Below are 22,273 nucleotides of genomic sequence, written 5' to 3' on the forward strand. Positions count from 1 at the left end.
TATTATTGATCCTTAAAGGAGTGCGGCACATGTCAAAAGGGCATTCGCTACAAGACCCTTACTTGAATACTTTACGTAAAGAGAAAGTGGGGGTTTCCATCTATCTGGTCAACGGTATCAAGCTGCAAGGTACGATCGAGTCGTTCGACCAGTTCGTGATCCTGCTGAAAAACACCGTCAGCCAGATGGTCTACAAGCACGCTATCTCGACAGTCGTTCCAGTTCGTCCAATCCGTCTGCCTAGCGCAGCAGGTGACGAACAGGGTGACGCTGAGCCAGGTAACGCCTGATAGGAGTCTCCTTTGTTCTTTGAGCGCCACGGTGGTGGTGAGCGAGTAATCCTCGTTCACTTGGATGGACAGGACCCTGAGGCGCGCGAAGATCCGCAGGAGTTTCAGGAGTTGGCAAATTCGGCCGGCGCCGAGACCGTTGCGTTTTTTAACGTGCCGCGTCATCGGCCAACCGCCAAATACCTGATTGGCAGCGGCAAGGTCGAGGAATTGCGCGACCTGGTTCATGCCGAAGAAGCCGATCTGGTGATCTTCAATCACATTCTCACGCCCAGTCAGGAGCGTAACCTCGAACGTGTCTTCGAGTGTCGCGTGATTGACCGTACCGGCCTGATCCTCGATATTTTTGCCCAGCGCGCCCGTACCCATGAAGGCAAGCTCCAGGTCGAACTGGCCCAGCTTGACCACATGAGCACCCGCTTGGTTCGCGGCTGGACTCACCTTGAGCGCCAGGGTGGCGGTATCGGTATGCGTGGCCCCGGTGAAACCCAGCTGGAAACCGACCGGCGTCTGCTGCGCGTTCGCCTGCGCCAGATCAAGGGCCGCCTGGAGAAAGTGCGCAGCCAGCGCGAGCAATCGCGACGTGGCCGTACCCGCGCGGATATCCCGACCGTTTCCCTGGTGGGCTATACCAACGCCGGCAAATCCACGCTGTTCAACAACGTGACGAAATCGGACGTGTATGCGGCCGACCAACTGTTCGCAACCCTCGACCCGACCCTGCGCCGCCTGGATATCGACGACCTGGGGCCGATTGTCCTGGCCGATACAGTGGGCTTCATCCGTCACTTGCCCCACAAGCTGGTCGAGGCCTTTCGGTCTACGCTTGAAGAGTCGAGCAATTCCGACCTGCTCTTGCACGTGATCGATGCGGCCGAACCGGATCGCATGCTGCAAATTGAACAGGTCATGGTGGTGCTGGGCGAGATTGGTGCCCAGGACTTGCCGATTCTCGAGGTCTATAACAAACTCGATTTGCTTGAAGGCGTTGAGCCACAGATCCAGCGCGACGAAAACGGCAAGCCCCAGCGGGTCTGGTTGTCGGCGCGTGATGGCAGTGGCCTGGAGCTGCTTGAACAAGCCATTGCCGAATTGCTTGGCAGCGATTTGTTCGTCGGTACCTTGCGCTTGCCTCAGCGTTTTGCTCGACTGCGTGCACAGTTTTTCGAGTTGGGCGCGGTACAGAAAGAAGAACACGACGAAGAAGGTGTCAGCTTGCTGGCCGTTCGATTGCCGCGCTCGGAACTCAATCGGCTGGTCAGTCGAGAGGGTGTTGTACCGGCAGAGTTCATCGAACAACACACTTTGCAATAAAAGCCTCCTAAAGCGGTTGTGCCGCGGTAGCAGGCATTCTGTAGCATTGGTCGGCGCGCCGTGGGTGCGTCTTTGCTTTATCAGATGGAGAGCGCTATGGCTTGGAATGAGCCGGGTGGCAACTCGAATAATCAGGATCCTTGGGGTGGTAAGCGCCGCAATAATGGCGACCGCAAGGGGCCACCGGATCTCGACGAGGCCTTCCGAAAGCTGCAGGAAAGCCTGAATGGGTTGTTCGGTGGTGGAAAAAAACGTGGTGGTGACGACGGCGGTCGCACAAGCAAGGGCGGTGGCTATGGCCTGTTGGGCCTGGGTCTTGTCGTGCTGGCGGCCGTGTGGCTCTACAGTGCGGTATACGTTGTGGACGAGCAGGAGCAGGCCGTGGTGCTGCGTTTCGGCAAGTACTACGAGACCGTCGGCCCGGGCCTGAATATCTATTTCCCACCGATCGACAAGAAGTACATGGAGAACGTCACGCGTGAGCGGGCGTACACCAAGCAGGGCCAGATGCTGACCGAAGACGAGAACATCGTCGAAGTGCCGCTGACCGTGCAGTACAAGATCAGCAACCTGCAGGACTTCGTGCTGAACGTCGACCAGCCGGAAATCAGCCTGCAACACGCAACCGAAAGTGCCCTGCGCCACGTGGTGGGTTCCACCGCCATGGACCAGGTGCTCACCGAAGGTCGTGAATTGATGGCCAGTGAAATCAAGGAGCGGCTGCAACGCTTCCTCGATACCTATCGCACCGGTATCACCGTCACCCAGGTAAACGTACAGAGCGCAGCGGCACCGCGTGAAGTGCAGGAAGCCTTTGATGACGTGATCCGCGCCCGTGAAGACGAGCAGCGTTCGCGCAACCAGGCTGAAACCTACGCCAACGGCGTCGTGCCGGAAGCCCGTGGTCAGGCCCAGCGCATCATCGAGGACGCCAACGGCTACCGCGATGAAGTAGTGTCCCGCGCCAAGGGTGAGGCAGATCGCTTTACCAAGCTGGTGGCCGAGTACCGCAAGGCGCCGGAAGTCACCCGCGAGCGTCTGTACCTGGACACCATGCAGGAAGTCTTCAGCAACACCAGCAAGGTTCTCGTGACTGGCAGCAAGGGGGGGCAGAACAACCTGCTGTACTTGCCGCTGGACAAGATGATCGAAGGTGGTCGTAGTGGCACCAGCGCACCGTCTACCGGTTCCAATGCCGCTGCCAACGAAGCGAGCGCCCGTGCGGCCGCTGACTTGCTGCAACAGCAAACACGTACCAGGGAGAGTCGTTGATGAGCAATAAATCGCTGACCGCCCTGATTGTGGGCGTCGTCGTGGTCATCGCTGCCTGGAACTGCTTCTACATCGTGGCTCAGACCGAGCGTGCGGTGCTGCTGCAATTCGGTCGCGTGGTCCAGGCGGATGTCCAGCCGGGCCTGCATGTGAAAGTCCCCTACGTCAACCAGGTGCGCAAGTTTGACGCCCGCCTGATGACCCTGGATGCACCGACACAGCGCTTCCTGACCCTGGAAAAGAAAGCCGTGATGGTCGACGCCTACGCCAAGTGGCGCGTCAAGGATGCCGAGCGCTTCTACACCGCGACCTCCGGCCTCAAGCAGATTGCTGACGAGCGTCTTTCGCGTCGTCTGGAATCGGGCCTGCGTGACCAGTTTGGTAAACGCACCCTGCACGAGGTGGTCTCCGGTGAGCGGGATGCGCTGATGGCTGACATCACGCGTTCGCTGAACACCATGGCGGAAAAAGAGCTGGGTATCGAAGTGGTCGATGTCCGGGTCAAGGCGATCGACCTGCCCAAGGAAGTCAACCGCAGCGTGTTCGAGCGCATGAGCACCGAGCGTGAGCGCGAGGCCCGTGAGCACCGCGCCAAGGGTAACGAGCTGGCAGAGGGTATCCGTGCGGATGCCGACCGTCAGCGCCGTGTCCTGCTGGCAGAAGCCTATCGCGAGTCTGAAGAGGCCCGTGGTGATGGTGATGCCCAAGCCGCGGCGATCTACGCCAAGGCCTACGGCCAGGACCAGGAGTTCTACGCGTTCTACCGTAGCCTGCGCGCCTATCGTGAAAGCTTCGCGAACAAAACCGACGTCATGGTGCTGGACCCAAGCAGCGACTTCTTCCGCTACCTGGAAAAGTCCAAGTAACCAGCCTGTAATTCTGTAGGACGCACTCCGTCGGGCGGCTAAAATGCCTGGCGGGGTGCTCCTTTCAGAAAACGGGTGTATGATGCGGCAGCCGGGAAATTCCCGGCTTTTTTGCGTCTGCATGTTTGATTCGGCAGGCGTGACAGGTTTTTCGAGGAAAGTGCCCGACGAGGCCGGTTACAGGCCATTCGTCACGTCGCTCTTGCGCGTGGTTTATGCAGGGGGCGGGTATTTTCTGCTTCACTCAAGGCTCGGCCGAAGGCTGGCCGCCCGGATCATAGGGGAATGGCGTAATGGCAACGGTAGACCGCTGGCTGCTGCCAGATGGCATCGAAGAAGTACTGCCACCAGAAGCTGCGCGCATTGAAATAGCGCGTCGCCAGGTGTTGGATCTGTTCCAGAGCTGGGGTTACGAGTTTGTCGTGACTCCCCATATCGAGTACCTGGAATCCCTGCTGACCGGCGCGGGCCAGGACCTGGATCTGCGCACCTTCAAGGTCATCGACCCGCAATCGGGCCGGCAGATGGGGTTCCGTGCCGACATCACGCCGCAAGTGGCGCGCATCGATGCACACACTCTGCGCCGCGAAGGTCCAAGCCGCCTGTGCTACGCAGGCAGCGTGCTACATGCCCAGCCGCGTGCCTTGTCGTCTTCCCGTAGCCCGATCCAGTTGGGCGCCGAGTTGTACGGCGATGCCAGCCCGAGCAGCGATGTTGAAGTGATCAGCCTGATGCTGGCCATGCTGCAACTGGCGGATGTGCCGGATGTCCACATGGACCTAGGGCACGTCGGTATCTATCGCGGCCTGGCCCGTGCGGCCGGCTTGTCCGGCGAAGTAGAGCAGCAACTGTTCGATGCCCTGCAACGCAAGGCCATCGATGAAGTGATTGCGCTGACCGAGGGTGTACCGGCTGAATTGGCCGACATGCTGCGGGCGCTGGTGGACCTGTGCGGTGGCCGTGAAGTGCTGGTGGCTGCGCGTGAGCGCCTGGCCAATGCGCCGGCACCGGTATTGGCGGCACTGGATGATGTGCTGGCGATTGCCGAGCGCTTGTCGGCACGGTTCCCGGAGCTGCCGCTGTATTTTGATCTGGGTGAATTGCGCGGCTACCACTACCACACCGGTGTGGTGTTCGCGGTATTTGTCCCGGGTGTTGGCCAAGCCATCGCCCAGGGTGGTCGTTATGACGATATCGGCGCTGACTTCGGTCGTGCGCGTCCGGCCACTGGTTTTTCCACCGATTTGAAAACCCTGGTGACCCTGGGGCGTGCTGAGGTCGAGCTGCCGTCTGGTGGCATCTGGATGCCCGACAGTACGGACGCAGCGCTCTGGCAGCAGGTTTGCCAGTTACGCAGTGAGGGTCAGCGTGTAGTCCAGGCCTTGCCTGGGCAGCCATTGGCCGCCGCCCGTGAAGCGGACTGCGACCGGCAATTGATTCAGCAGAACGGGCTTTGGCAAGTATCGCCACTGGCTTCTTGAGTTTTCCTGCCGGCCACCGCCGGCACCAAGTTTGCGCGAATGAGGACAAGTGTTATGGGTAAGAATGTCGTAGTCCTGGGCACCCAATGGGGTGATGAGGGCAAAGGCAAGATCGTTGATCTGCTGACCGAACATGCTGCCGCCGTAGTGCGCTACCAAGGTGGCCACAACGCTGGCCACACCCTGGTCATCGATGGCGAAAAAACCGTCTTGCACCTGATCCCGTCGGGCGTACTGCGCGAAGGCGTGCAGTGCTTGATCGGCAACGGCGTGGTGGTTGCACCTGACGCCCTGTTGCGCGAGATCATCAAGCTGGAAGAGAAGGGTGTACCGGTGCGTGAGCGCCTGCGTATCAGCCCGTCCTGCCCGCTGATCCTGTCCTTCCACGTTGCGCTGGACCAGGCCCGTGAAAAGGCGCGTGGCGAGCTGAAGATCGGTACTACCGGTCGCGGTATCGGCCCGGCCTACGAAGACAAGGTTGCCCGTCGTGGCCTGCGTGTGGGCGACCTGCTCAACATGCCGCGCTTTGAAGACAAACTGCGTGAACTGGTGGATTACCACAACTTCATGCTGGTGGGTTACTACAAAGAGCCGGCCATCGAGTTCGAAAAGACCCTGGCCGAGTGCAAGGAATACGCTGAGCTGCTCAAGCCGCTGATGCTGGACGTGACGGCCGAGCTGCACGACCTGCGTCGCGCCGGCAAGGACATCATGTTCGAAGGCGCCCAGGGTTCGTTGCTGGACATCGACCACGGTACCTACCCGTACGTGACCAGCTCCAACACCACCGCTGGCGGCGTTGCCACAGGTTCAGGCGTTGGCCCGATGTTCCTGGACTACATCCTGGGCATCACCAAGGCCTACACCACCCGTGTCGGTTCGGGTCCATTCCCGACTGAGCTGTTCGACGACGTCGGTGCGCACTTGGCCAAGCAAGGCCACGAATTCGGCGCCACTACCGGCCGTGCTCGTCGTTGCGGCTGGTTCGACGCCGTTATCCTGCGTCGCGCTATCGATGTGAACAGCATCTCGGGCATCTGCCTGACCAAGCTGGACGTCCTCGACGGTCTGGAAACCATCAACATCTGCATCGGCTACAAAGATGCAGAAGGCAACGACGTCGCTCCGACCGACGCCGACAGCTACGTAGGTCTGCAGCCAGTGTACGAAGAAGTGCCGGGCTGGACCGAATCGACCGTGGGTGCCAAGACCCTGGAAGAGCTGCCAGCCAACGCCCGTGCCTACATCAAGCGTATTGAAGCGTTGATCGGCGCACCGATCGACATTATTTCGACGGGGCCGGACCGCAACGAGACCATCGTGCTGCGTCACCCGTTCGCTTAATAAGCTGTTGATGTAAAAAGCAAAGGGCTCCTTCGGGAGCCCTTTGTCGTAACTGCAGGCCAGGCGGCACGACCCTTGCTGTGTTTCTCTCTTTCGCGGTGCTATCAATTTAATGGCACCCGTGGTGGAGGGATTCCCGATGTCTGCCGTTCTCTCATTGTTACAAAGCCGGCTGTTGCGGCCGGTCTTCGTTACCCTTGGTATCGCTCTTTTGGTGCAAGTGCTGGTGGCCGTCGCTCTGACGCGGAGCACGGTCACTGCACTGGAGGCCGATTTGAGCAATCGCCTGGGTATCGACAGCCAGAAGCTGTCTGGCGAATTGGCCCAGGCGGGCAAGGAAGTCACCTCCAGCCTGGACAGCCTGTCTACCAGCACCCGCCAGCGTCTGACGGCCGGGCTTTCTACGCGCTTGCAGGAAGAACAGAAGCAGCTGCGTGCGACCCTGGAAAAAGACCTGCAGGACTCTGCCAATGATATGGCGCAATTGTTGGCTTCCGTGGCTCCCCGCGCCATGTGGGACAGTGATGTGCCGACGCTGTCGGAGTTCGCCCGGCGTGCCCAGCGCAATCCCAATGTATTGTTTGTGGTTTACGACGATGCGGCGGGGGAGCACCTGACCCGTTATCTGAACCGTGAAAACCCGATCAACCAGGCCCTGCTGGCAAAGGGCGCAGGTGAGCGTGCCCTGGATAAAGTCCTGGATGCGGCGAAGACAGATCCTTCTGTGTATTACGTCGAAGCGTCCATCAGCCCCAACGGCGTGGAAATCGGCAAGGTGCGCATGGGGGTGTCGACCGCTGCGGTCGAGGCTGATCTACAGGCATTGGATAAGCGCTTTGCCGCGCTGATCGCCAGTGGGGATCAATTGGTAGGCGACAGCCTCAAGGGTGCTGCGGCTGATAGTGCCGCCGCCATGGGCGCCAGGCTGCAATCGGCACAAGCCACTGCCACCCAGATGACCGCCAATACCGCCAGTGCCGTGCAGGAAGCTGCGGGCACCCTGCGCTGGCGCATCGGCATGGGCCTGGCCTTGGTGGGGCTTGGCGTATTGCTGCTGATCGCCATCGTACTCGGTCGGCGCGTGGTCAACCGCTTGAAGCTGCTGATCGCGGCGATGGATGACCTGGCGGCAGGCGAGGGCGATCTCACCAAGCGCGTGCAGATCAACAGCAAGGACGAAATCGGTGACATGGCCTCGGCGGTCAATCGCTTTGTGGATAAGTTGCAACCCATCGTGCGCGAAGCAGGCGATGTGGCCCAGCGCACCGGTGTTGAAATCGGTGCAATGACGTTGCGCAATGCCGGCGCCGATGCTGCCGCTGGCTTGCAGCGTGATGAAGTGGCGGAGAGTTTGCGCGCGCTCTCGCAAATGGCCGACGAGGCCCAGGCCGAAAGCCATGCGATGCAGGCGGCGTTGCAACAGGTGGTGGATATTCGCCAGGCCACGGATGAAAACTCGCGCACTTCGGCCGAAGTCGGCAACTTGATCGAGGCGTTGGCAGGACAGGTCCAGGCCGGTTCCCAGGTCATCGAGCGCCTGGCCCAGCAAAGCGAGCAGATCGAAGTCGTGCTGACCGTGATCCACGGTATCGCCGAGCAAACTAACCTGCTGGCCCTTAACGCGGCCATTGAAGCAGCACGGGCCGGCGAGACCGGTCGCGGTTTTGCGGTGGTGGCGGACGAAGTGCGGGCGCTGGCCAGCAAGACCCAAAGCTCCACTGGTGATATCCAGGCGCATATCGTCGCTTTGCAGCAGGGCGCGCGTGAGGCGGTGGAAACCATCGGCAAGGCTGGGCGCCAGGCCAATGAAGGTTTGCTGGTGCTGCGCGACAGCGTGCGCCTGCAGCAGACGGTGCAAGCTTCTGTGGAGCAGGTGCATGCGGCGATTGGCCTGGCGACACGAGCGGCCGAGCATCAGGCCCAAGGCGCGCATGCAGTACGTGGGCGCGTCGAGGTGATCCATGCCCAGGCCGAGCGTGCGGCGCAAGCGGTGGTGGAGACGACGGCCAGTGGGAAGGTGCTGGATGGGTTGGCGGCGCAGTTGAAGGCGAGCCTGGGGCAGTTCAGGGCTTGAGGTTGTCTGGACGGGCCTCATCGCAGGCAAGCCAGCTCCCACAGTTGACCGAGTTCCAACTTTGGAATGCAGTTGAGTGTGGGAGCTGGCTTGCCTGCGATAGCGGTTTCAGCGACTCAGATACATCCGAGTCGTGAGCAGATACACCGGCAACCCCGACACCAATATCAACAACGCTGCATAAGGCGCCGCCGCCGCAAACTCCACATTCGAGGTATGTGCCCAAACGGCAGTCGCCAAGGTATTCAGCCCGGTCGGACTGAGCAGCAAAGTCGCGGTCAACTCCTTCATCGCATCCAGGAACACCAGTGCAAATGCCGCCCCCAACGCCGGGAAGATAATCGGCAGCGTCACCCGACAAAACGCACTGAACGACGATGCACCCAACGTGCGTGCCGCCTCTTCCAATTGCGGTGCGGCCTTGTTCAGCGCCGTGCGAATCGGCGCCTGGGCCAAGGGCAAGAACAGCAGCGCATACGCGATCAACAGCAACGCCGAGGTCTGGTACAGGCTCGGCACGTAGTGCAGGGCGAAATACACCAGCGTCAGCGCAATCACCAGGCCGGGCAGGGCATGCAGTAGATAAGGCAGGCGCTCGGCCCAGATCGCCAGCTGACCTTTGTAGCGCACCACCAGCAGTCCCACTGGCACCGCCAGCACCAGGCACAATGCTGCGCCGCCCAGGGACAGTGCCAGGGAGGACAGCAGCGCCTCACCTATCTCTGCCATCGGAAACGCTGCAGATGAGCCTACGGCCAGCCAGTAACCGAGCATCCCCAGGGGGATACCGCTGCCAATGATCGCCAGCCCAAGGCAATACACCTGGCCCAAAGGCGTCCATTTGCCCAGCGGGACCTGTCCGGCATGTCGCGCCGCACCCTGGCCTATGCGCACGTGCCGGCCTTTGCCGCGCACGCGCAGCTCCAGCCACAGCAAGGTCAGGCACATCACCAGCAGCACCGCCGAGAGCATCGCGGCATTGGCATTGCTGAATTCCAGTTCGAATTGCTGGTAGATCGCCGTGGTAAAGGTCTGCAGGCCAATGATCGACAACGCGCCGAACTCCACCAGCATGTGCAGGGCGATCAGCAGCGCCCCGGCCAGCAGCGACGGCCACAGCAGCGGCAAGGTAATGCGCAGGAACACGCCCCAGCGGTTCAGCCCCAGGGTGCGGGCGGATTCTTCCAGGGACGGGTCAAGGTTGCGCAACGTCGCCGCCACCGGCAGGAATACCAGCGGGTACTTGGACAGGCTCATCACCAGGATCGCGCCGCCGAGCCCTTCGAAGTTGGCGCTCAGCGACACCCAGGTAAAGCTGCTGACAAACGCCGGCACGGCAAACGGCAGGCACAGGATCACGCCCCAGATGCGCCGTCCTGGCAGGTTGCTGCGTTCCAGCAGCCAGGCCAGGGACAGGCCGATTACGCCGCAGGTCAGGGTCACGCCGACCATCAATGCCAGCGTGTTGCGCAGCAGCCCGAACACATAAGGTCGCCACAGTAGATGCACCGCCTCCGTCCAGCCCGCCTGCCAGGCCTTGAGCCCGACATAGACGAGCGGCAACAGGCTCAGGCCAACCAGCAACAGCACGGGCAGCAGCAGCCAGATCGACGGGCGTTTGCGACGGGGGGTGAACCCCGCGACGGAAAGCGATGGGTTCATCAGTTCAGGCCAACGTCACGTTCCAGTTCCAGGGCTTCTTCGGCGTTGCCCAGGTCTGCGGGGGTGACCTTTGGTGGCTGCAGTTCGCTAAATGGCTTGAGGCCGCGGTTCGATTCCATGCCCTTGCGCAGCGGGTACTCCGCCGACGTGTTGGTGATCACGCGCTGGCCTTCTTCGCTGGCCATGAATGCCAACAATTGCTGAGCTTCTTTGGGATGCTTGCTGGATTTGAGTGCGGCAGCGGAGGACACGGTGATCAGGCCGCCAGCATCGCCATCAGTGAAATAGTGCAGTTGGGAGTCCAGGTTGGTTTTTTCCTTTTTCAGAGCGAACCAGTAGTAATTGTTCACCAGCACGGTGGCCACTTCGCCGTTTTCCACGGCCTTGAGGGCGACCATATTGTTGCTGTACACCTTGCCGAAGGCGCGCAGGCCGGTCAGCCATTCTTCCGCGGCTTCTCGGCCGTGCAGCTTGATGATCGCCACCGCTTGTTCCTGGAACGCGCCGCTGGTGGGTACGAAGCCGACCTTGCCTTGCCATTCGGGGCCGGCGAAGTCCAATACGGACTTGGGCAGGTCTTTTTCAGCGATCAGTTTTGGGTTGAAAGCCACGACGCGGGTGCGGGCGGTCACGCCCATCCAATCGCCGTTACGGCCGACGTAATCCTTGGGCAGTACATCCAGGGTGCTGGCATCGATCTTCGCCAGCAAGCCTTGCTCGCCGAGCTTGTTCAGCGGCGGCGATTCTTCGGTATAGATCACGTCGGCAGGGGAGCGGTCACCTTCTTCGACGACCTGGCTGGCCAACTGATTGCTGCTGCCTTTACGCACGTTAACGTGAATGCCAGTCTTGGCTTCGAAGGCTTTGGCGAGTTCATCGCCGACTTCCTTGTGTTGGCCGTTGTACAAGGTCAGGGCGATCTTGTCGGCGGAGTAGGCGGCGGGCGAGAGCAGGGTCAGGCCGAGCAGGGTGAGGCCCAGGCCACGCAGAAGGGATGTCTTGAGTCGGTTATCGCGGATCATCATCCGAAGTGTTCCTCGCTATATGCAACAAATCATTGCAAGGATAAACGATAAAACTTCTCAAGTGCGGATGAGGGGGAAATCACTGGGGAGTTTTTCTGGCGTCAGAAACGAAAAAACCCGCTTTCGCGGGTTTGATCTGAATTTGGTGCCCAGGAGAAGACTCGAACTTCCACGACCTTGCGATCACCAGCACCTGAAGCTGGCGTGTCTACCAATTTCACCACCTGGGCATTATCGAACAACGTTGCCGCTGTCGATGGGGCGAACTATACGGCGGGCTTTTTAATCTGTAAACCCCTGATTTGAAAAATATAAATCAATTTTTTCGTTAAAAATCAAAGGTCTGAAACGAAAAAACCCGCTTTCGCGGGTTTGATCTGAATTTGGTGCCCAGGAGAAGACTCGAACTTCCACGACCTTGCGATCACCAGCACCTGAAGCTGGCGTGTCTACCAATTTCACCACCTGGGCATTATCTAACAACGTTGCCGTCGTCGATGGCGCGCACTATACGGAGCGATATTTGCGCTGTAAACCCCTGCCATGAAAAAAGCCTGGAAAATTTCGCCAGTGGTCGTGCAAGGTGCGCGCCGGGGGTCGCGAAAGGCTTTTAAACGCTTGTTGATACCTGAAATTTCCCGTTTCAATACGCGTATGCCAAACTAACCCACATATAGACAAGGTGAAAACTCTCTAATGGCCGATTGGCAGTCCCTCGATCCCGAGGCCGCTCGTGAAGCGGAAAAATATGAAAACCCTATTCCTAGCCGCGAACTGATCCTGGCGCACCTCGCCGATCGTGGTTCGCCTGCTAGCCGCGAGCAGTTGGTCGAAGAATTCGGTCTGACCACCGAAGACCAGCTCGAAGCCCTGCGCCGCCGCCTGCGCGCCATGGAGCGCGACGCGCAACTGATCTACACCCGCCGCGGCACCTATGCGCCGGTAGACAAGCTCGACCTGATCCTTGGCCGCATTGCCGGCCACCGTGACGGCTTTGGCTTCCTGATCCCGGACGACGGCAGCGACGACCTGTTCATGAGCCCCGCGCAAATGCGCCTGGTGTTCGACGGCGACCGTGCCCTGGCGCGCGTTTCCGGCCTCGACCGTCGCGGTCGTCGTGAAGGCGTGATCGTCGAAGTGGTGTCTCGTGCCCACGAATCCATCGTCGGCCGTTACTTCGAAGAAGGCGGCATCGGCTTTGTGGTGCCGGATAACCCGAAGGTCCAGCAGGAAGTGCTGATCACGCCAGGCCGCAATGGCGCCGCCAAGGTCGGCCAGTTCGTCGAGGTGAAGATCACCCATTGGCCGACTGCGCGCTTCCAGCCCCAGGGCGACATCGTTGAAGTGGTCGGCAACTACATGGCGCCGGGCATGGAAATCGACGTCGCGCTGCGCACCTACGATATTCCTCACGTCTGGCCTGATGCGGTGCTCAAGGAAGCCGCCAAGCTCAAGCCGGAAGTCGAAGACAAAGACAAAGAAAAACGCATCGACCTGCGTCACCTGCCGTTCGTCACCATCGACGGCGAAGATGCCCGCGACTTCGACGATGCGGTCTATTGCGAAGCCAAGCCCGGCAAGCTGCGCCTGTTCTCCGGCGGCTGGAAGCTGTTCGTCGCGATTGCCGACGTCTCCAGCTACGTGAAGATCGGTTCGGCCCTGGATAACGAAGCCCAGGTGCGCGGCAACTCCGTGTACTTCCCTGAGCGCGTGATTCCGATGTTGCCTGAGCAGCTGTCCAACGGCCTGTGCTCCCTGAACCCGAAAGTCGACCGCTTGGCCATGGTGTGCGAGATGACCATCTCGAAAACCGGCGAGATGACCGACTACCAGTTCTACGAAGCGGTGATCCACTCCCAGGCACGCCTGACCTACAACAAGGTCAGCACCATCCTGGAAACGCCGAAGACCAGCGAAGCCAAGGCCTTGCGCAGCGAATACGCTGACGTGGTGCCGCACCTCAAGCAGTTGTACGCGCTGTACAAGGTCTTGCTGGGTGCCCGTCATACCCGTGGCGCGATCGATTTCGAAACCCAGGAAACCCGCATTGTCTTCGGCTCCGAGCGCAAGATTGCGGCGATCACCCCGACCACCCGTAACGACGCGCACAAGCTGATCGAGGAGTGCATGCTGGCGGCCAACGTGGCCACTGCCGAGTTCCTCAAGAAGCACGAAATTCCTGCGTTGTACCGTGTGCACGACGGCCCGCCGCCGGAGCGCCTGGAAAAACTTCGCGCCTTCCTCGGCGAACTCGGCCTGTCCCTGCACAAAGGCAAGGACGGCCCGACGCCGAAGGATTACCAGGCTCTGCTGGCGAGCATCAAGGACCGGCCGGATTACCACGTGATCCAGACCGTGATGCTGCGTTCCCTGAGTCAGGCGGTATACAGCGCCGATAACCAGGGCCACTTCGGCTTGAATTACGAGGCGTATACCCACTTCACCTCGCCGATTCGTCGCTACCCGGATTTGCTCACGCACCGGGCGATCCGCAGCGTGATCCACTCCAAGCAGAACACCCCGCACGTCAAGCGCGCCGGTGCCATGACCATTCCGAAGGCACGGATCTATCCGTACGACGAGGCGGCCCTGGAACAGCTGGGCGAGCAGTGCTCCATGAGTGAGCGCCGCGCCGACGAAGCCACCCGCGACGTAGTGAACTGGCTCAAGTGCGAGTTCATGAAGGATCGCGTGGGCGAGACGTTCCCGGGTGTGATCACCGCCGTGACCGGTTTTGGCCTGTTCGTAGAGCTGACCGACATCTACGTCGAGGGCCTGGTGCACGTCACCGCCCTGCCGGGTGACTACTACCACTTCGACCCTGTGCATCACCGCCTGGCGGGCGAGCGCACCGGACGCAGCTTCCGCCTGGGCGATACCGTGGAAGTGCAGGTCATGCGCGTCGATCTCGACGAGCGCAAGATCGACTTCGGCATGCCTGACAAACCCGCAGAGCCGACTGGCCGTAAAAAGCGTGGCAGCGAAACCGCGGCCCCGACTGCCAAGGGCAAAGGGGCTCCTGCTAAAGCGGCAGTCGCCGAGCCTGCACCGGCCAAGGCCGGTCGTCGTTCGTCGGCCAAGGAAAAGGCTCCAGAAGCTTACCGCCCAAGCGATGCCGCGGCGAAAAACGCCGAATTGCGCAAGAGCCGCGAGTTGAAGCAGCAGTTGCTCAACGAAGCCAAAAGCGGTGGTAAAGCGGCGTCTGGGGGAAAGTCCCAAGGGGCGGAAAAGCCGTCGAGCAAGCCGAGTAAACACCGTAAAGGCCCGCCTAAAGCGGGTTCGGCCCCCGCGAAGAGCGGCGGGTCGCGCAAACCTAAGGCCAAGTCATGAGTCTGGAAAAAATCTACGGCGTGCACGCCGTAGAAGCACTGCTGCGTCACCACCCCAAGCGCGTCAAACAGGTGTGGTTGGCCGAAGGCCGCAGCGAGCCGCGTGTACAGGCGCTGGTCGAACTGGCCACGCAAAACAAGGTGGCCATCGGCCAGGCCGAGCGTCGTGAAATGGACGTCTGGGTCGAAGGTGTACACCAGGGCGTGGTGGCGGACGTCAGTCCAAGCCAGGTCTGGGGCGAAGCGATGCTCGACGAGCTGCTCGACCGTACCGAAGGCGCGCCACTGCTGCTGGTGCTGGACGGCGTGACCGACCCGCACAATCTCGGCGCCTGCCTGCGTTCGGCAGACGCTGCCGGTGCGCTGGCGGTGATCGTGCCTAAAGACAAGTCGGCAACCCTGACGCCGGTCGTGCGTAAGGTGGCTTGCGGCGCGGCGGAAGTGATTCCGCTGGTGGCTGTGACCAACCTCGCGCGCACCCTGGAGAAACTCCAGCAGCGCGGCCTGTGGGTCGTGGGTACGGCAGGCGAGGCCGAGGTCAGTATTTATGACCAGGACCTCACCGGCCCGACCATCCTGATCATGGGCGCCGAGGGCAAAGGCATGCGTCGCCTGACCCGTGAGCATTGCGATTACCTGGTGCATTTGCCGATGGCTGGTAGCGTCAGCAGCCTCAATGTTTCGGTTGCGACGGGTGTTTGCCTGTTTGAAGCCCAGCGTCAGCGTGGTGCGAAAGCCAAGGCCAAGCCCAAGAAGTGATCAAATGTGGGAGCGGGCTTGCCCGCGATGACGGAGTGTCAGTCGGCAGAAATGTTGCCGGTGCCATGGTCATCGCAGCATAGGTATCTACACAACTCTGTAGCGCTCAACGGTAACCACGATGCGAAGCGAGCCGCTCTTGATCTTGATCTCAGGCGCCCCGTTAAACCACGCTGGCCGGAATTCGACAGGGATTTGGGGGGTAAACCGGCAGGGATGCCGGTTTAGCCGCCCCGCGCCATGGATGGCGCGTGGCGGCGGCCCCCCAAATCACTGGCGGATTACGGGCACACCGAGCCTAGGCGAGGTGCCGAGTGGTGGGGCAAGAGCCCTTTGGTTACTTTGGGGCTCTTTTCCAAAGTGACCCGCTGTCAGAGCGGAACCCTAAGTGGCCGTTACCGCAGGAATGGATATGTACCCGGTATAGCTGTGTCGCCTGTCAGGCCGCCTTCTCGAGCAAGCCCGCTCCCACAGTTTGATTGCGGGGTGTCAGGTAGATTGGCATCGGCTGGCAGGCCGTCATCGCAGGCAAGCCAGCTCCCACATTGGTTTTGTGGTGTTTATTCAGGATTGTTCAAATAATCACCAATCACCTTGCGCCGCCTCTCCCCCTTCTCTACAATTGCGCCCCTTGCCTTCCTGGCAGGCACGCATGTGCCTCCCCTGCGGCAGGATCCATAAGTGTCATTCACTCCTTGTCTGACCGTTTTTGAGCGGCAGGCTACAACCCGTAAGGAGCATTCATGCGTCATTACGAAATCATCTTTTTGGTCCACCCGGATCAAAGCGAGCAAGTCGGCGGCATGGTTGAGCGTTACACCAAGCTGATCGAAGAAGACGGCGGCAAAATCCACCGTCTGGAAGATTGGGGCCGTCGTCAACTGGCCTACGCAATCAACAATGTTCATAAGGCTCACTACGTGATGCTGAACGTTGAGTGCACTGGCAAGGCCCTGGCCGAGCTGGAAGACAACTTCCGCTACAACGATGCAGTGATCCGTAACCTGGTCATCCGTCGCGAAGAAGCCGTTACCGGCCAATCCGAGATGCTCAAGGCTGAAGAAAACCGCAGTGAGCGCCGTGAGCGTCGCGACCGTCCTGAGCACGAAGGCGCTGATAGCGCTGATAGTGATGACAGCGACAACAGCGATAACGCTGACGAGTAATCCACGGACCTTTTAAGGAGCCTATCAAATGGCACGTTTCTTCCGTCGTCGTAAATTCTGCCGCTTCACCGCTGAAGACGTGAAAGAGATCGATTACAAAGATCTCAACACTCTGAAAGCCTACGTATCCGAGACCGGCAAAATCGTTCCAAGCCGTATCACCGGTACCAAAGCACGTTATCAGCGTCAGCTGGCCACCGCTATCAAGCGCGCCCGCTTCCTGGCCCTGCTGGCCTACACCGACAGCCACGGCCGCTGAGACCGGGCAGTCGACAAGTAGTAAGGGATTGAATGCATGCGCGCCTTAGCTGAGTTCATCATGCGCGGTCGTATGCAGGCCACTCTGGTAGTGGCTGGCTGTGCGGCATTGCCGTTGCTTTATTGGTTGGGTGCTGCCGCAGGTTGCCTTGTGCTGCTGCGGCGCGGTTTGAAGGACGCCCTTGGCGTTCTTGCCCTGGGTTTGTTGCCGGCCTTGATCTGGTGGCTGCAAATGGGTGATCCACGGGTACTTCTGGTACTGCTGGGGTCATCGAGCCTTGCGTTGGTTTTGCGCGCAAGTGAGTCCTGGGTCCGTACGCTGCTGGTCAGCGTGGCATTGGGGTTGGTGTACTCAGTGATGCTTGGCGCGGCTTTCCGCCCGCAAATCGAGGCGCTGTCGCAGGAAATCGTCAAGATCCTGCCGCTGGCCCTCGGGGATCTCTACCAGCATTTGTCGGTAGATGAGCGAGCGCGGTTTGCGTCACTGATTGCCCCGGTCCTGACCGGCCTGATTGCGGCATTGTTGCAGGTCGTCAGCGTGCTGAGCCTGATTCTTGGGCGTTATTGGCAGGCGTTGTTGTACAACCCGGGTGGTTTTGGTCGCGAGTTTCGCAGTATCAGAATCCCAGCGGGGCCGGCGATGTTGCTGCTGGCGTGCATGGTTGTCGGGCCGAACTTCGGCCCACAGATGGCCTTGCTGGCGCCGATTTGCAGCGTACCGCTGGTGTTTGCCGGGCTGGCCCTGATCCATGGGCTGGTTGCGCGCAAGCGCCTGGCCAGGTTCTGGCTGGTGGGGTTGTACGTCACGCTGTTGCTGTTCATGCAGCTGATTTATCCGTTACTCGTGGTCTTGGCCATTGTCGACGGCCTGATTGATTTTCGCGGTCGTCTGGCGTCGAAAGCCGCCGATAACGCGAACGGTGAAGGTTAAAAGTTAGAGGATTTTCACATGCAACTGATCCTTCTGGAAAAAGTCGCCAACCTGGGCAACCTGGGCGACAAAGTGAACGTTAAGGCCGGTTACGGTCGTAACTACCTGCTGCCATACGGCAAAGCCACCGCTGCAACCGCTGCCAACCTGGCTGCGTTTGAAGAGCGTCGTGCTGAGCTGGAAAAAGCCGCAGCAGACAAAAAAGCGTCGGCCGAAACTCGCGCTGCCCAACTGGCTGAGCTGGAAGTGACTATCACTGCCACCGCCGGTGACGAAGGCAAGCTGTTCGGTTCGATCGGCACCCACGACATCGCCGATGCACTGACCGCCTCCGGCGTTGAAGTGCAGAAGAGCGAAGTTCGTCTGCCGAACGGCACCATCCGCAACGTAGGCGAATTCGACGTAGCCGTGCACCTGCACGCCGAAGTTGAAGCCACCGTACGCGTTGTCGTGGTAGCAGCTTAAGTCGCACCTAACTGACTGGCACCTCGCGTGTCAGCCGGTTAACATCGGGCACGATCCTGTTTACAGGTCGTGCCTTTTGTTTTTCTACACACCCCAAATTCCAAGTGGCCATGAACGAAATCTCCGCTCCTGAGCAATACGATCTGCAAACCGCTGCCCTGAAGGTGCCGCCGCATTCCATCGAGGCCGAACAGGCCGTGCTCGGTGGCTTGATGCTGGACAACAACGCCTGGGAACGCGTGCTGGATCAAGTCTCGGACGGTGATTTCTACCGCCATGACCACCGCTTGATCTTCCGCGCCATCGCCAAGCTGGCCGACCAGAACTCACCGATCGACGTGGTGACCCTGGCCGAGCAGTTGGACAAGGAAGGCCAGACCTCCCAGGTCGGTGGCCTGGGCTACCTCGGTGAGCTGGCGAAAAACACCCCGTCTGTCGCCAACATCAAGGCTTATGCGCAGATCGTCCGCGAGCGGGCCACGTTGCGCCAGTTGATCGGTATCAGCACCGAGATCGCCGACAGTGCCTTCAACCCCGAAGGCCGCACTGCCGCCGAGATCCTTGACGAAGCCGAGCGCCAGATCTTCCAGATCGCCGAAGCGCGGCCCAAGACCGGTGGCCCGGTCAGTGTCAACGACCTGCTGACCAAGGCCATCGACCGTATCGACACCTTGTTCAACACCGATGCCGCCATTACCGGTATATCCACTGGCTACACCGACCTCGACGAAAAGACCAGCGGCCTGCAGCCATCCGACTTGATCATCGTCGCCGGCCGTCCGTCCATGGGTAAGACCACCTTTGCGATGAACCTGGTGGAAAACGCCGTACTGCGCAGCGACAAGGCGGTGCTGGTGTACTCCCTCGAGATGCCAGGCGAATCGCTGATCATGCGTATGCTCTCTTCCCTGGGGCGTATCGACCAGACCAAAGTGCGTTCTGGCCAATTGGAGGACGACGACTGGCCGCGCCTGACCTCGGCGGTCAACCTGCTTAATGACCGCAAGCTGTTCATCGACGACACCGCTGGTATCAGCCCGTCCGAAATGCGTGCGCGCACCCGCCGCCTGGTACGTGAGCATGGCGACATCGCCCTGATCATGATCGACTACCTGCAGTTGATGCAGATCCCGGGTTCCAGCGGCGACAACCGCACCAACGAGATTTCCGAAATCTCCCGTTCCCTCAAGGCCCTGGCCAAGGAATTCAACTGCCCGGTGGTGGCGCTGTCCCAGCTCAACCGTTCCCTGGAACAACGTCCCAACAAGCGCCCGGTGAACTCTGACTTGCGGGAATCCGGAGCGATCGAGCAGGACGCCGACGTCATCATGTTCGTGTACCGCGACGAGGTGTATCACCCCGAAACGGAACACAAAGGCATCGCCGAAATCATCATCGGCAAGCAGCGGAACGGGCCGATCGGGTTTATCCGCCTGGCGTTTATCGGCAAATACACGCGCTTCGAAAACCTCGCGCCGGGCAGCTACAACTTCGACGACGACGAGTAGTTTGTGGGAGCGGGCTTGCTCGCGAAGGCGGTGGATCGGTCAGCAGGTGTATTGACTGACACACCACCTTCGCGAGCAAGCCCGCTCCCACATTTGAATGGGTTCACAATTCAGGACCGCCACAATTCCTACTACTGCCGTCGGAATTGGTCAAATTTTGTGCTATATTCCGCGCCCGCGATTTTTCATCTCAACACCGGTCACCGTCATGCAAACAGCCAAGCCGTTATTTGACTATCCCAAGTACTGGGCCGAATGTTTCGGTCCTGCGCCATTCCTGCCGATGAGCAGGGAGGAGATGGATCAGCTTGGCTGGGATTCGTGCGACATCATCATCGTCACCGGTGATGCCTACGTTGACCATCCGTCGTTCGGCATGGCGATCATCGGCCGGCTGCTGGAGGCCCAGGGCTTCCGCGTCGGGATCATTGCCCAGCCGAACTGGCAGTCCAAAGACGATTTCATGAAGCTCGGCGAGCCGAACCTGTTCTTCGGTGTCGCGGCCGGTAACATGGACTCGATGATCAACCGCTACACCGCCGACAAGAAGATCCGTTCCGACGACGCCTACACCCCCGGCGGCATGGCCGGCAAACGCCCGGACCGCGCCAGCCTGGTGTACAGCCAGCGTTGCAAGGAAGCCTACAAGAACGTGCCGATCGTACTCGGCGGTATCGAAGCTTCCCTGCGTCGTATTGCTCACTACGACTACTGGCAGGACCGCGTGCGCAACTCGATCCTGATCGACGCCACCGCCGATATCCTGCTGTACGGCAACGCTGAGCGCGCCATCGTCGAGGTGGCCCAGCGCCTGTCGTGGGGCCACAAGATCGAAGACATCACTGATGTGCGCGGTACCGCGTTCATCCGCCGTGATACGCCAGCCGGCTGGTACGAAGTGGATTCCACGCGCATTGACCGTCCGGGTAAGGTCGACAAGATCATCAACCCGTACGTCAACACCCAGGACACCCAGGCCTGCGCCATCGAGCAGGAAAAGGGGCCGGTCGATGATCCGGAAGAAGCCAAGGTCGTGCAGATCCTGGCCAGCCCGCGCATGACCCGCGACAAGACCGTGATCCGCCTGCCGTCGGTGGAAAAAGTCCGTGGCGACGCGGTGCTCTACGCCCACGCCAACCGCGTGTTGCACCTGGAAACCAACCCAGGCAACGCCCGCGCCCTGGTGCAGAAGCATGGGGAAGTGGATGTGTGGTTCAACCCGCCGCCCATCCCGATGACCACCGAAGAAATGGACTACGTGTTCGGCATGCCTTACGCCCGCGTACCCCACCCGGCGTACGGCAAGGAGAAAATTCCGGCCTACGACATGATCCGCTTCTCGGTGAACATCATGCGTGGCTGCTTCGGCGGCTGTACCTTCTGCTCGATCACCGAGCACGAAGGCCGCATCATCCAAAACCGTTCCGAAGAGTCGATCATTCGCGAGATCGAAGAGATCCGCGACAAGGTCCCGGGTTTCACCGGGGTGATTTCCGACCTCGGCGGCCCGACCGCGAACATGTACCGCATCGCCTGCAAGAGCCCGGAAATCGAATCCGCGTGCCGCAAGCCATCCTGCGTGTTCCCTGGCATCTGCCCGAACCTGAACACCGACCATTCTTCATTGATCCAGCTGTATCGCAGCGCCCGTGCGTTGCCGGGTGTGAAGAAGATCCTGATCGCTTCCGGCCTGCGCTACGATCTGGCCGTCGAGTCGCCTGAGTATGTGAAAGAGCTGGTGACCCACCACGTGGGTGGCTACTTGAAGATCGCCCCGGAACACACCGAGGAAGGTCCGCTCAACCAGATGATGAAGCCGGGCATTGGCAGCTATGACAAGTTCAAGCGCATGTTCGAGAAGTACACTAAGGAAGCGGGCAAGGAGCAGTACCTGATCCCGTACTTCATCGCCGCCCACCCAGGCACCACCGATGAAGACATGATGAACCTGGCCCTGTGGCTCAAGGGCAACGGCTTCCGTGCCGACCAGGTGCAGGCGTTCTACCCCTCGCCAATGGCTACCGCCACGGCGATGTACCACTCGGGCAAGAACCCGCTGCGCAAGGTCACTTACAAGAGCGACGCGGTGACCATCGTCAAGAGCGAAGAGCAGCGCCGTCTGCACAAGGCGTTCCTGCGCTACCACGACCCGAAGGGCTGGCCGATGCTGCGTGAAGCGCTGACCCGCATGGGCCGTGCCGACCTGATCGGGCCGGGCAAGGACCAGCTGATCCCGCTGCACCAGCCGGCTACCGACAGCTACCAGAGCGCCCGTCGCAAAAACTCGACGCCGGCCGGCAGCCACAAGGTCGCTAAGGAAACCACGACCAAAATCCTTACCCAGCACACCGGCCTGCCACCCCGTGGCAGCGACGGCAGCAACCCGTGGGACAAGCGTGAGCAAGCCAAGGCCGCGGCCCAGGCGCGCAACAAGCAGGCAGCCAAGGAGCGCAGCGATGCGGCCAAGGGCAAGGGCGGCAAGCCTGCACGCAAGCCGGTGGTGCCGCGTTGATCGCAGCCTGAACCTAC

General features: G+C 60.4%; 16 protein-coding genes, 2 tRNA genes and 2 pseudogenes. 16 read left to right on the top strand and 4 right to left on the bottom strand.

The window, feature by feature from the left end:
* The first annotated feature begins 29 nt into the window (after nt 1–29).
* From hfq to TU73_RS29560, 8 genes and pseudogenes are all read left to right on the top strand, one after another.
* Nucleotides 30–290: an RNA chaperone Hfq gene (gene hfq, locus TU73_RS02005; RefSeq protein WP_003188059.1), complete on the top strand. Its 261-nt coding sequence runs from the start codon at nt 30–32 to the stop codon at nt 288–290.
* Between the two features lie 12 nt (nt 291–302).
* A complete protein-coding gene (gene hflX / locus TU73_RS02010; RefSeq protein WP_043047876.1) occupies nt 303–1,604 on the top strand; it encodes a ribosome rescue GTPase HflX in 1,302 nt (433 codons plus the stop codon).
* Nucleotides 1,605–1,700: 96 nt separating this feature from the next.
* Complete coding sequence (gene hflK / locus TU73_RS02015; protein WP_043047874.1) at nt 1,701–2,876, top strand: FtsH protease activity modulator HflK; 1,176 nt, start codon at nt 1,701–1,703, stop codon at nt 2,874–2,876.
* On the top strand, nt 2,876–3,742 hold the full coding sequence (hflC, locus tag TU73_RS02020; protein ID WP_010213607.1) for a protease modulator HflC: 867 nt from the start codon (nt 2,876–2,878) through the stop codon (nt 3,740–3,742). Before hflK ends, hflC begins: the two co-directional genes overlap by 1 nt.
* Before the next feature lie 293 nt (nt 3,743–4,035).
* Nucleotides 4,036–5,223: an ATP phosphoribosyltransferase regulatory subunit gene (locus tag TU73_RS02025; protein ID WP_057010737.1), complete on the top strand. Its 1,188-nt coding sequence runs from the start codon at nt 4,036–4,038 to the stop codon at nt 5,221–5,223.
* Nucleotides 5,224–5,277: 54 nt separating this feature from the next.
* Nucleotides 5,278–6,567, top strand: coding sequence for an adenylosuccinate synthase (locus TU73_RS02030; RefSeq protein ID WP_057010738.1), 1,290 nt, complete (start codon nt 5,278–5,280; stop codon nt 6,565–6,567).
* A 1,114-nt stretch (nt 6,568–7,681) separates the two neighbouring features.
* Nucleotides 7,682–7,735: pseudogene (locus tag TU73_RS29555) on the top strand (hypothetical protein); the annotation flags it as partial.
* Between the two features lie 390 nt (nt 7,736–8,125).
* A pseudogene (locus TU73_RS29560) lies at nt 8,126–8,641 on the top strand (methyl-accepting chemotaxis protein); the annotation flags it as partial.
* A gap of 108 nt (nt 8,642–8,749) precedes the next feature.
* On the opposite strand, the gene TU73_RS02040 reads toward TU73_RS29560, so the two are convergent.
* The 4 genes from TU73_RS02040 to TU73_RS02055 form a co-directional block, all read right to left on the bottom strand.
* On the bottom strand, nt 8,750–10,303 hold the full coding sequence (locus tag TU73_RS02040) for an ABC transporter permease (RefSeq protein ID WP_057010740.1): 1,554 nt from the start codon (nt 10,301–10,303) through the stop codon (nt 8,750–8,752).
* A complete protein-coding gene (locus tag TU73_RS02045; protein ID WP_057010741.1) occupies nt 10,303–11,328 on the bottom strand; it encodes an iron ABC transporter substrate-binding protein in 1,026 nt (341 codons plus the stop codon). The genes TU73_RS02040 and TU73_RS02045 overlap by 1 nt, the downstream gene beginning before the upstream one ends.
* A 143-nt stretch (nt 11,329–11,471) precedes the next feature.
* Nucleotides 11,472–11,558, bottom strand: a tRNA-Leu gene (locus TU73_RS02050).
* A 154-nt stretch (nt 11,559–11,712) separates the two neighbouring features.
* A tRNA-Leu gene (locus tag TU73_RS02055) sits at nt 11,713–11,799 on the bottom strand.
* A gap of 225 nt (nt 11,800–12,024) precedes the next feature.
* Here TU73_RS02055 and rnr point away from each other — a divergent pair.
* From rnr to TU73_RS02095, 8 genes are all read left to right on the top strand, one after another.
* The gene (gene rnr / locus TU73_RS02060) at nt 12,025–14,658 is read left to right on the top strand and encodes a ribonuclease R (protein ID WP_057010742.1); all 2,634 of its coding nucleotides are present in this window, start codon (nt 12,025–12,027) and stop codon (nt 14,656–14,658) included.
* Nucleotides 14,655–15,416, top strand: coding sequence for a 23S rRNA (guanosine(2251)-2'-O)-methyltransferase RlmB (gene rlmB / locus TU73_RS02065; protein ID WP_003188074.1), 762 nt, complete (start codon nt 14,655–14,657; stop codon nt 15,414–15,416). Before rnr ends, rlmB begins: the two co-directional genes overlap by 4 nt.
* Nucleotides 15,417–16,159: 743 nt before the next feature.
* On the top strand, nt 16,160–16,582 hold the full coding sequence (rpsF, locus tag TU73_RS02070) for a 30S ribosomal protein S6 (protein ID WP_003236224.1): 423 nt from the start codon (nt 16,160–16,162) through the stop codon (nt 16,580–16,582).
* Between the two features lie 28 nt (nt 16,583–16,610).
* Nucleotides 16,611–16,841, top strand: a complete 231-nt coding sequence (rpsR, locus tag TU73_RS02075; RefSeq protein WP_002551829.1) for a 30S ribosomal protein S18 — start codon at nt 16,611–16,613, stop codon at nt 16,839–16,841.
* A 36-nt stretch (nt 16,842–16,877) separates the two neighbouring features.
* Nucleotides 16,878–17,771: a YybS family protein gene (locus tag TU73_RS02080; protein WP_057010743.1), complete on the top strand. Its 894-nt coding sequence runs from the start codon at nt 16,878–16,880 to the stop codon at nt 17,769–17,771.
* A gap of 18 nt (nt 17,772–17,789) precedes the next feature.
* Nucleotides 17,790–18,236 carry a 50S ribosomal protein L9 gene (gene rplI, locus TU73_RS02085; protein ID WP_003171376.1) on the top strand — a complete coding sequence of 149 codons (447 nt, stop codon included), beginning with the start codon at nt 17,790–17,792 and terminating at the stop codon, nt 18,234–18,236.
* A gap of 110 nt (nt 18,237–18,346) precedes the next feature.
* The gene (gene dnaB / locus TU73_RS02090) at nt 18,347–19,744 is read left to right on the top strand and encodes a replicative DNA helicase (protein WP_003188079.1); all 1,398 of its coding nucleotides are present in this window, start codon (nt 18,347–18,349) and stop codon (nt 19,742–19,744) included.
* A gap of 208 nt (nt 19,745–19,952) precedes the next feature.
* Complete coding sequence (locus TU73_RS02095) at nt 19,953–22,256, top strand: YgiQ family radical SAM protein (RefSeq protein WP_057010744.1); 2,304 nt, start codon at nt 19,953–19,955, stop codon at nt 22,254–22,256.
* The last annotated feature ends 17 nt before the right edge of the window (nt 22,257–22,273 follow it).

The organism is Pseudomonas libanensis, from assembly GCF_001439685.1.
GTDB classification, from domain to species: Bacteria; Pseudomonadota; Gammaproteobacteria; order Pseudomonadales; family Pseudomonadaceae; genus Aquipseudomonas; species Aquipseudomonas libanensis.

Excerpts from the sequence above, each read along its gene's own strand:
- hfq (WP_003188059.1), top strand. The coding sequence starts at position 30 with ATGTCAAAAGGGCATTCGCTACAAGACCCTTACTTGAATACTTTACGT.
- hflK (WP_043047874.1), top strand. The coding sequence starts at position 1,701 with ATGGCTTGGAATGAGCCGGGTGGCAACTCGAATAATCAGGATCCTTGG.
- hflC (WP_010213607.1), top strand. The coding sequence starts at position 2,876 with ATGAGCAATAAATCGCTGACCGCCCTGATTGTGGGCGTCGTCGTGGTC.
- TU73_RS02025 (WP_057010737.1), top strand. The coding sequence starts at position 4,036 with ATGGCAACGGTAGACCGCTGGCTGCTGCCAGATGGCATCGAAGAAGTA.
- TU73_RS02030 (WP_057010738.1), top strand. The coding sequence starts at position 5,278 with ATGGGTAAGAATGTCGTAGTCCTGGGCACCCAATGGGGTGATGAGGGC.
- TU73_RS02040 (WP_057010740.1), bottom strand. The coding sequence starts at position 10,303 with ATGAACCCATCGCTTTCCGTCGCGGGGTTCACCCCCCGTCGCAAACGC.
- TU73_RS02045 (WP_057010741.1), bottom strand. The coding sequence starts at position 11,328 with ATGATGATCCGCGATAACCGACTCAAGACATCCCTTCTGCGTGGCCTG.
- rnr (WP_057010742.1), top strand. The coding sequence starts at position 12,025 with ATGGCCGATTGGCAGTCCCTCGATCCCGAGGCCGCTCGTGAAGCGGAA.
- rlmB (WP_003188074.1), top strand. The coding sequence starts at position 14,655 with ATGAGTCTGGAAAAAATCTACGGCGTGCACGCCGTAGAAGCACTGCTG.
- rpsF (WP_003236224.1), top strand. The coding sequence starts at position 16,160 with ATGCGTCATTACGAAATCATCTTTTTGGTCCACCCGGATCAAAGCGAG.
- rpsR (WP_002551829.1), top strand. The coding sequence starts at position 16,611 with ATGGCACGTTTCTTCCGTCGTCGTAAATTCTGCCGCTTCACCGCTGAA.
- TU73_RS02080 (WP_057010743.1), top strand. The coding sequence starts at position 16,878 with ATGCGCGCCTTAGCTGAGTTCATCATGCGCGGTCGTATGCAGGCCACT.
- rplI (WP_003171376.1), top strand. The coding sequence starts at position 17,790 with ATGCAACTGATCCTTCTGGAAAAAGTCGCCAACCTGGGCAACCTGGGC.
- dnaB (WP_003188079.1), top strand. The coding sequence starts at position 18,347 with ATGAACGAAATCTCCGCTCCTGAGCAATACGATCTGCAAACCGCTGCC.
- TU73_RS02095 (WP_057010744.1), top strand. The coding sequence starts at position 19,953 with ATGCAAACAGCCAAGCCGTTATTTGACTATCCCAAGTACTGGGCCGAA.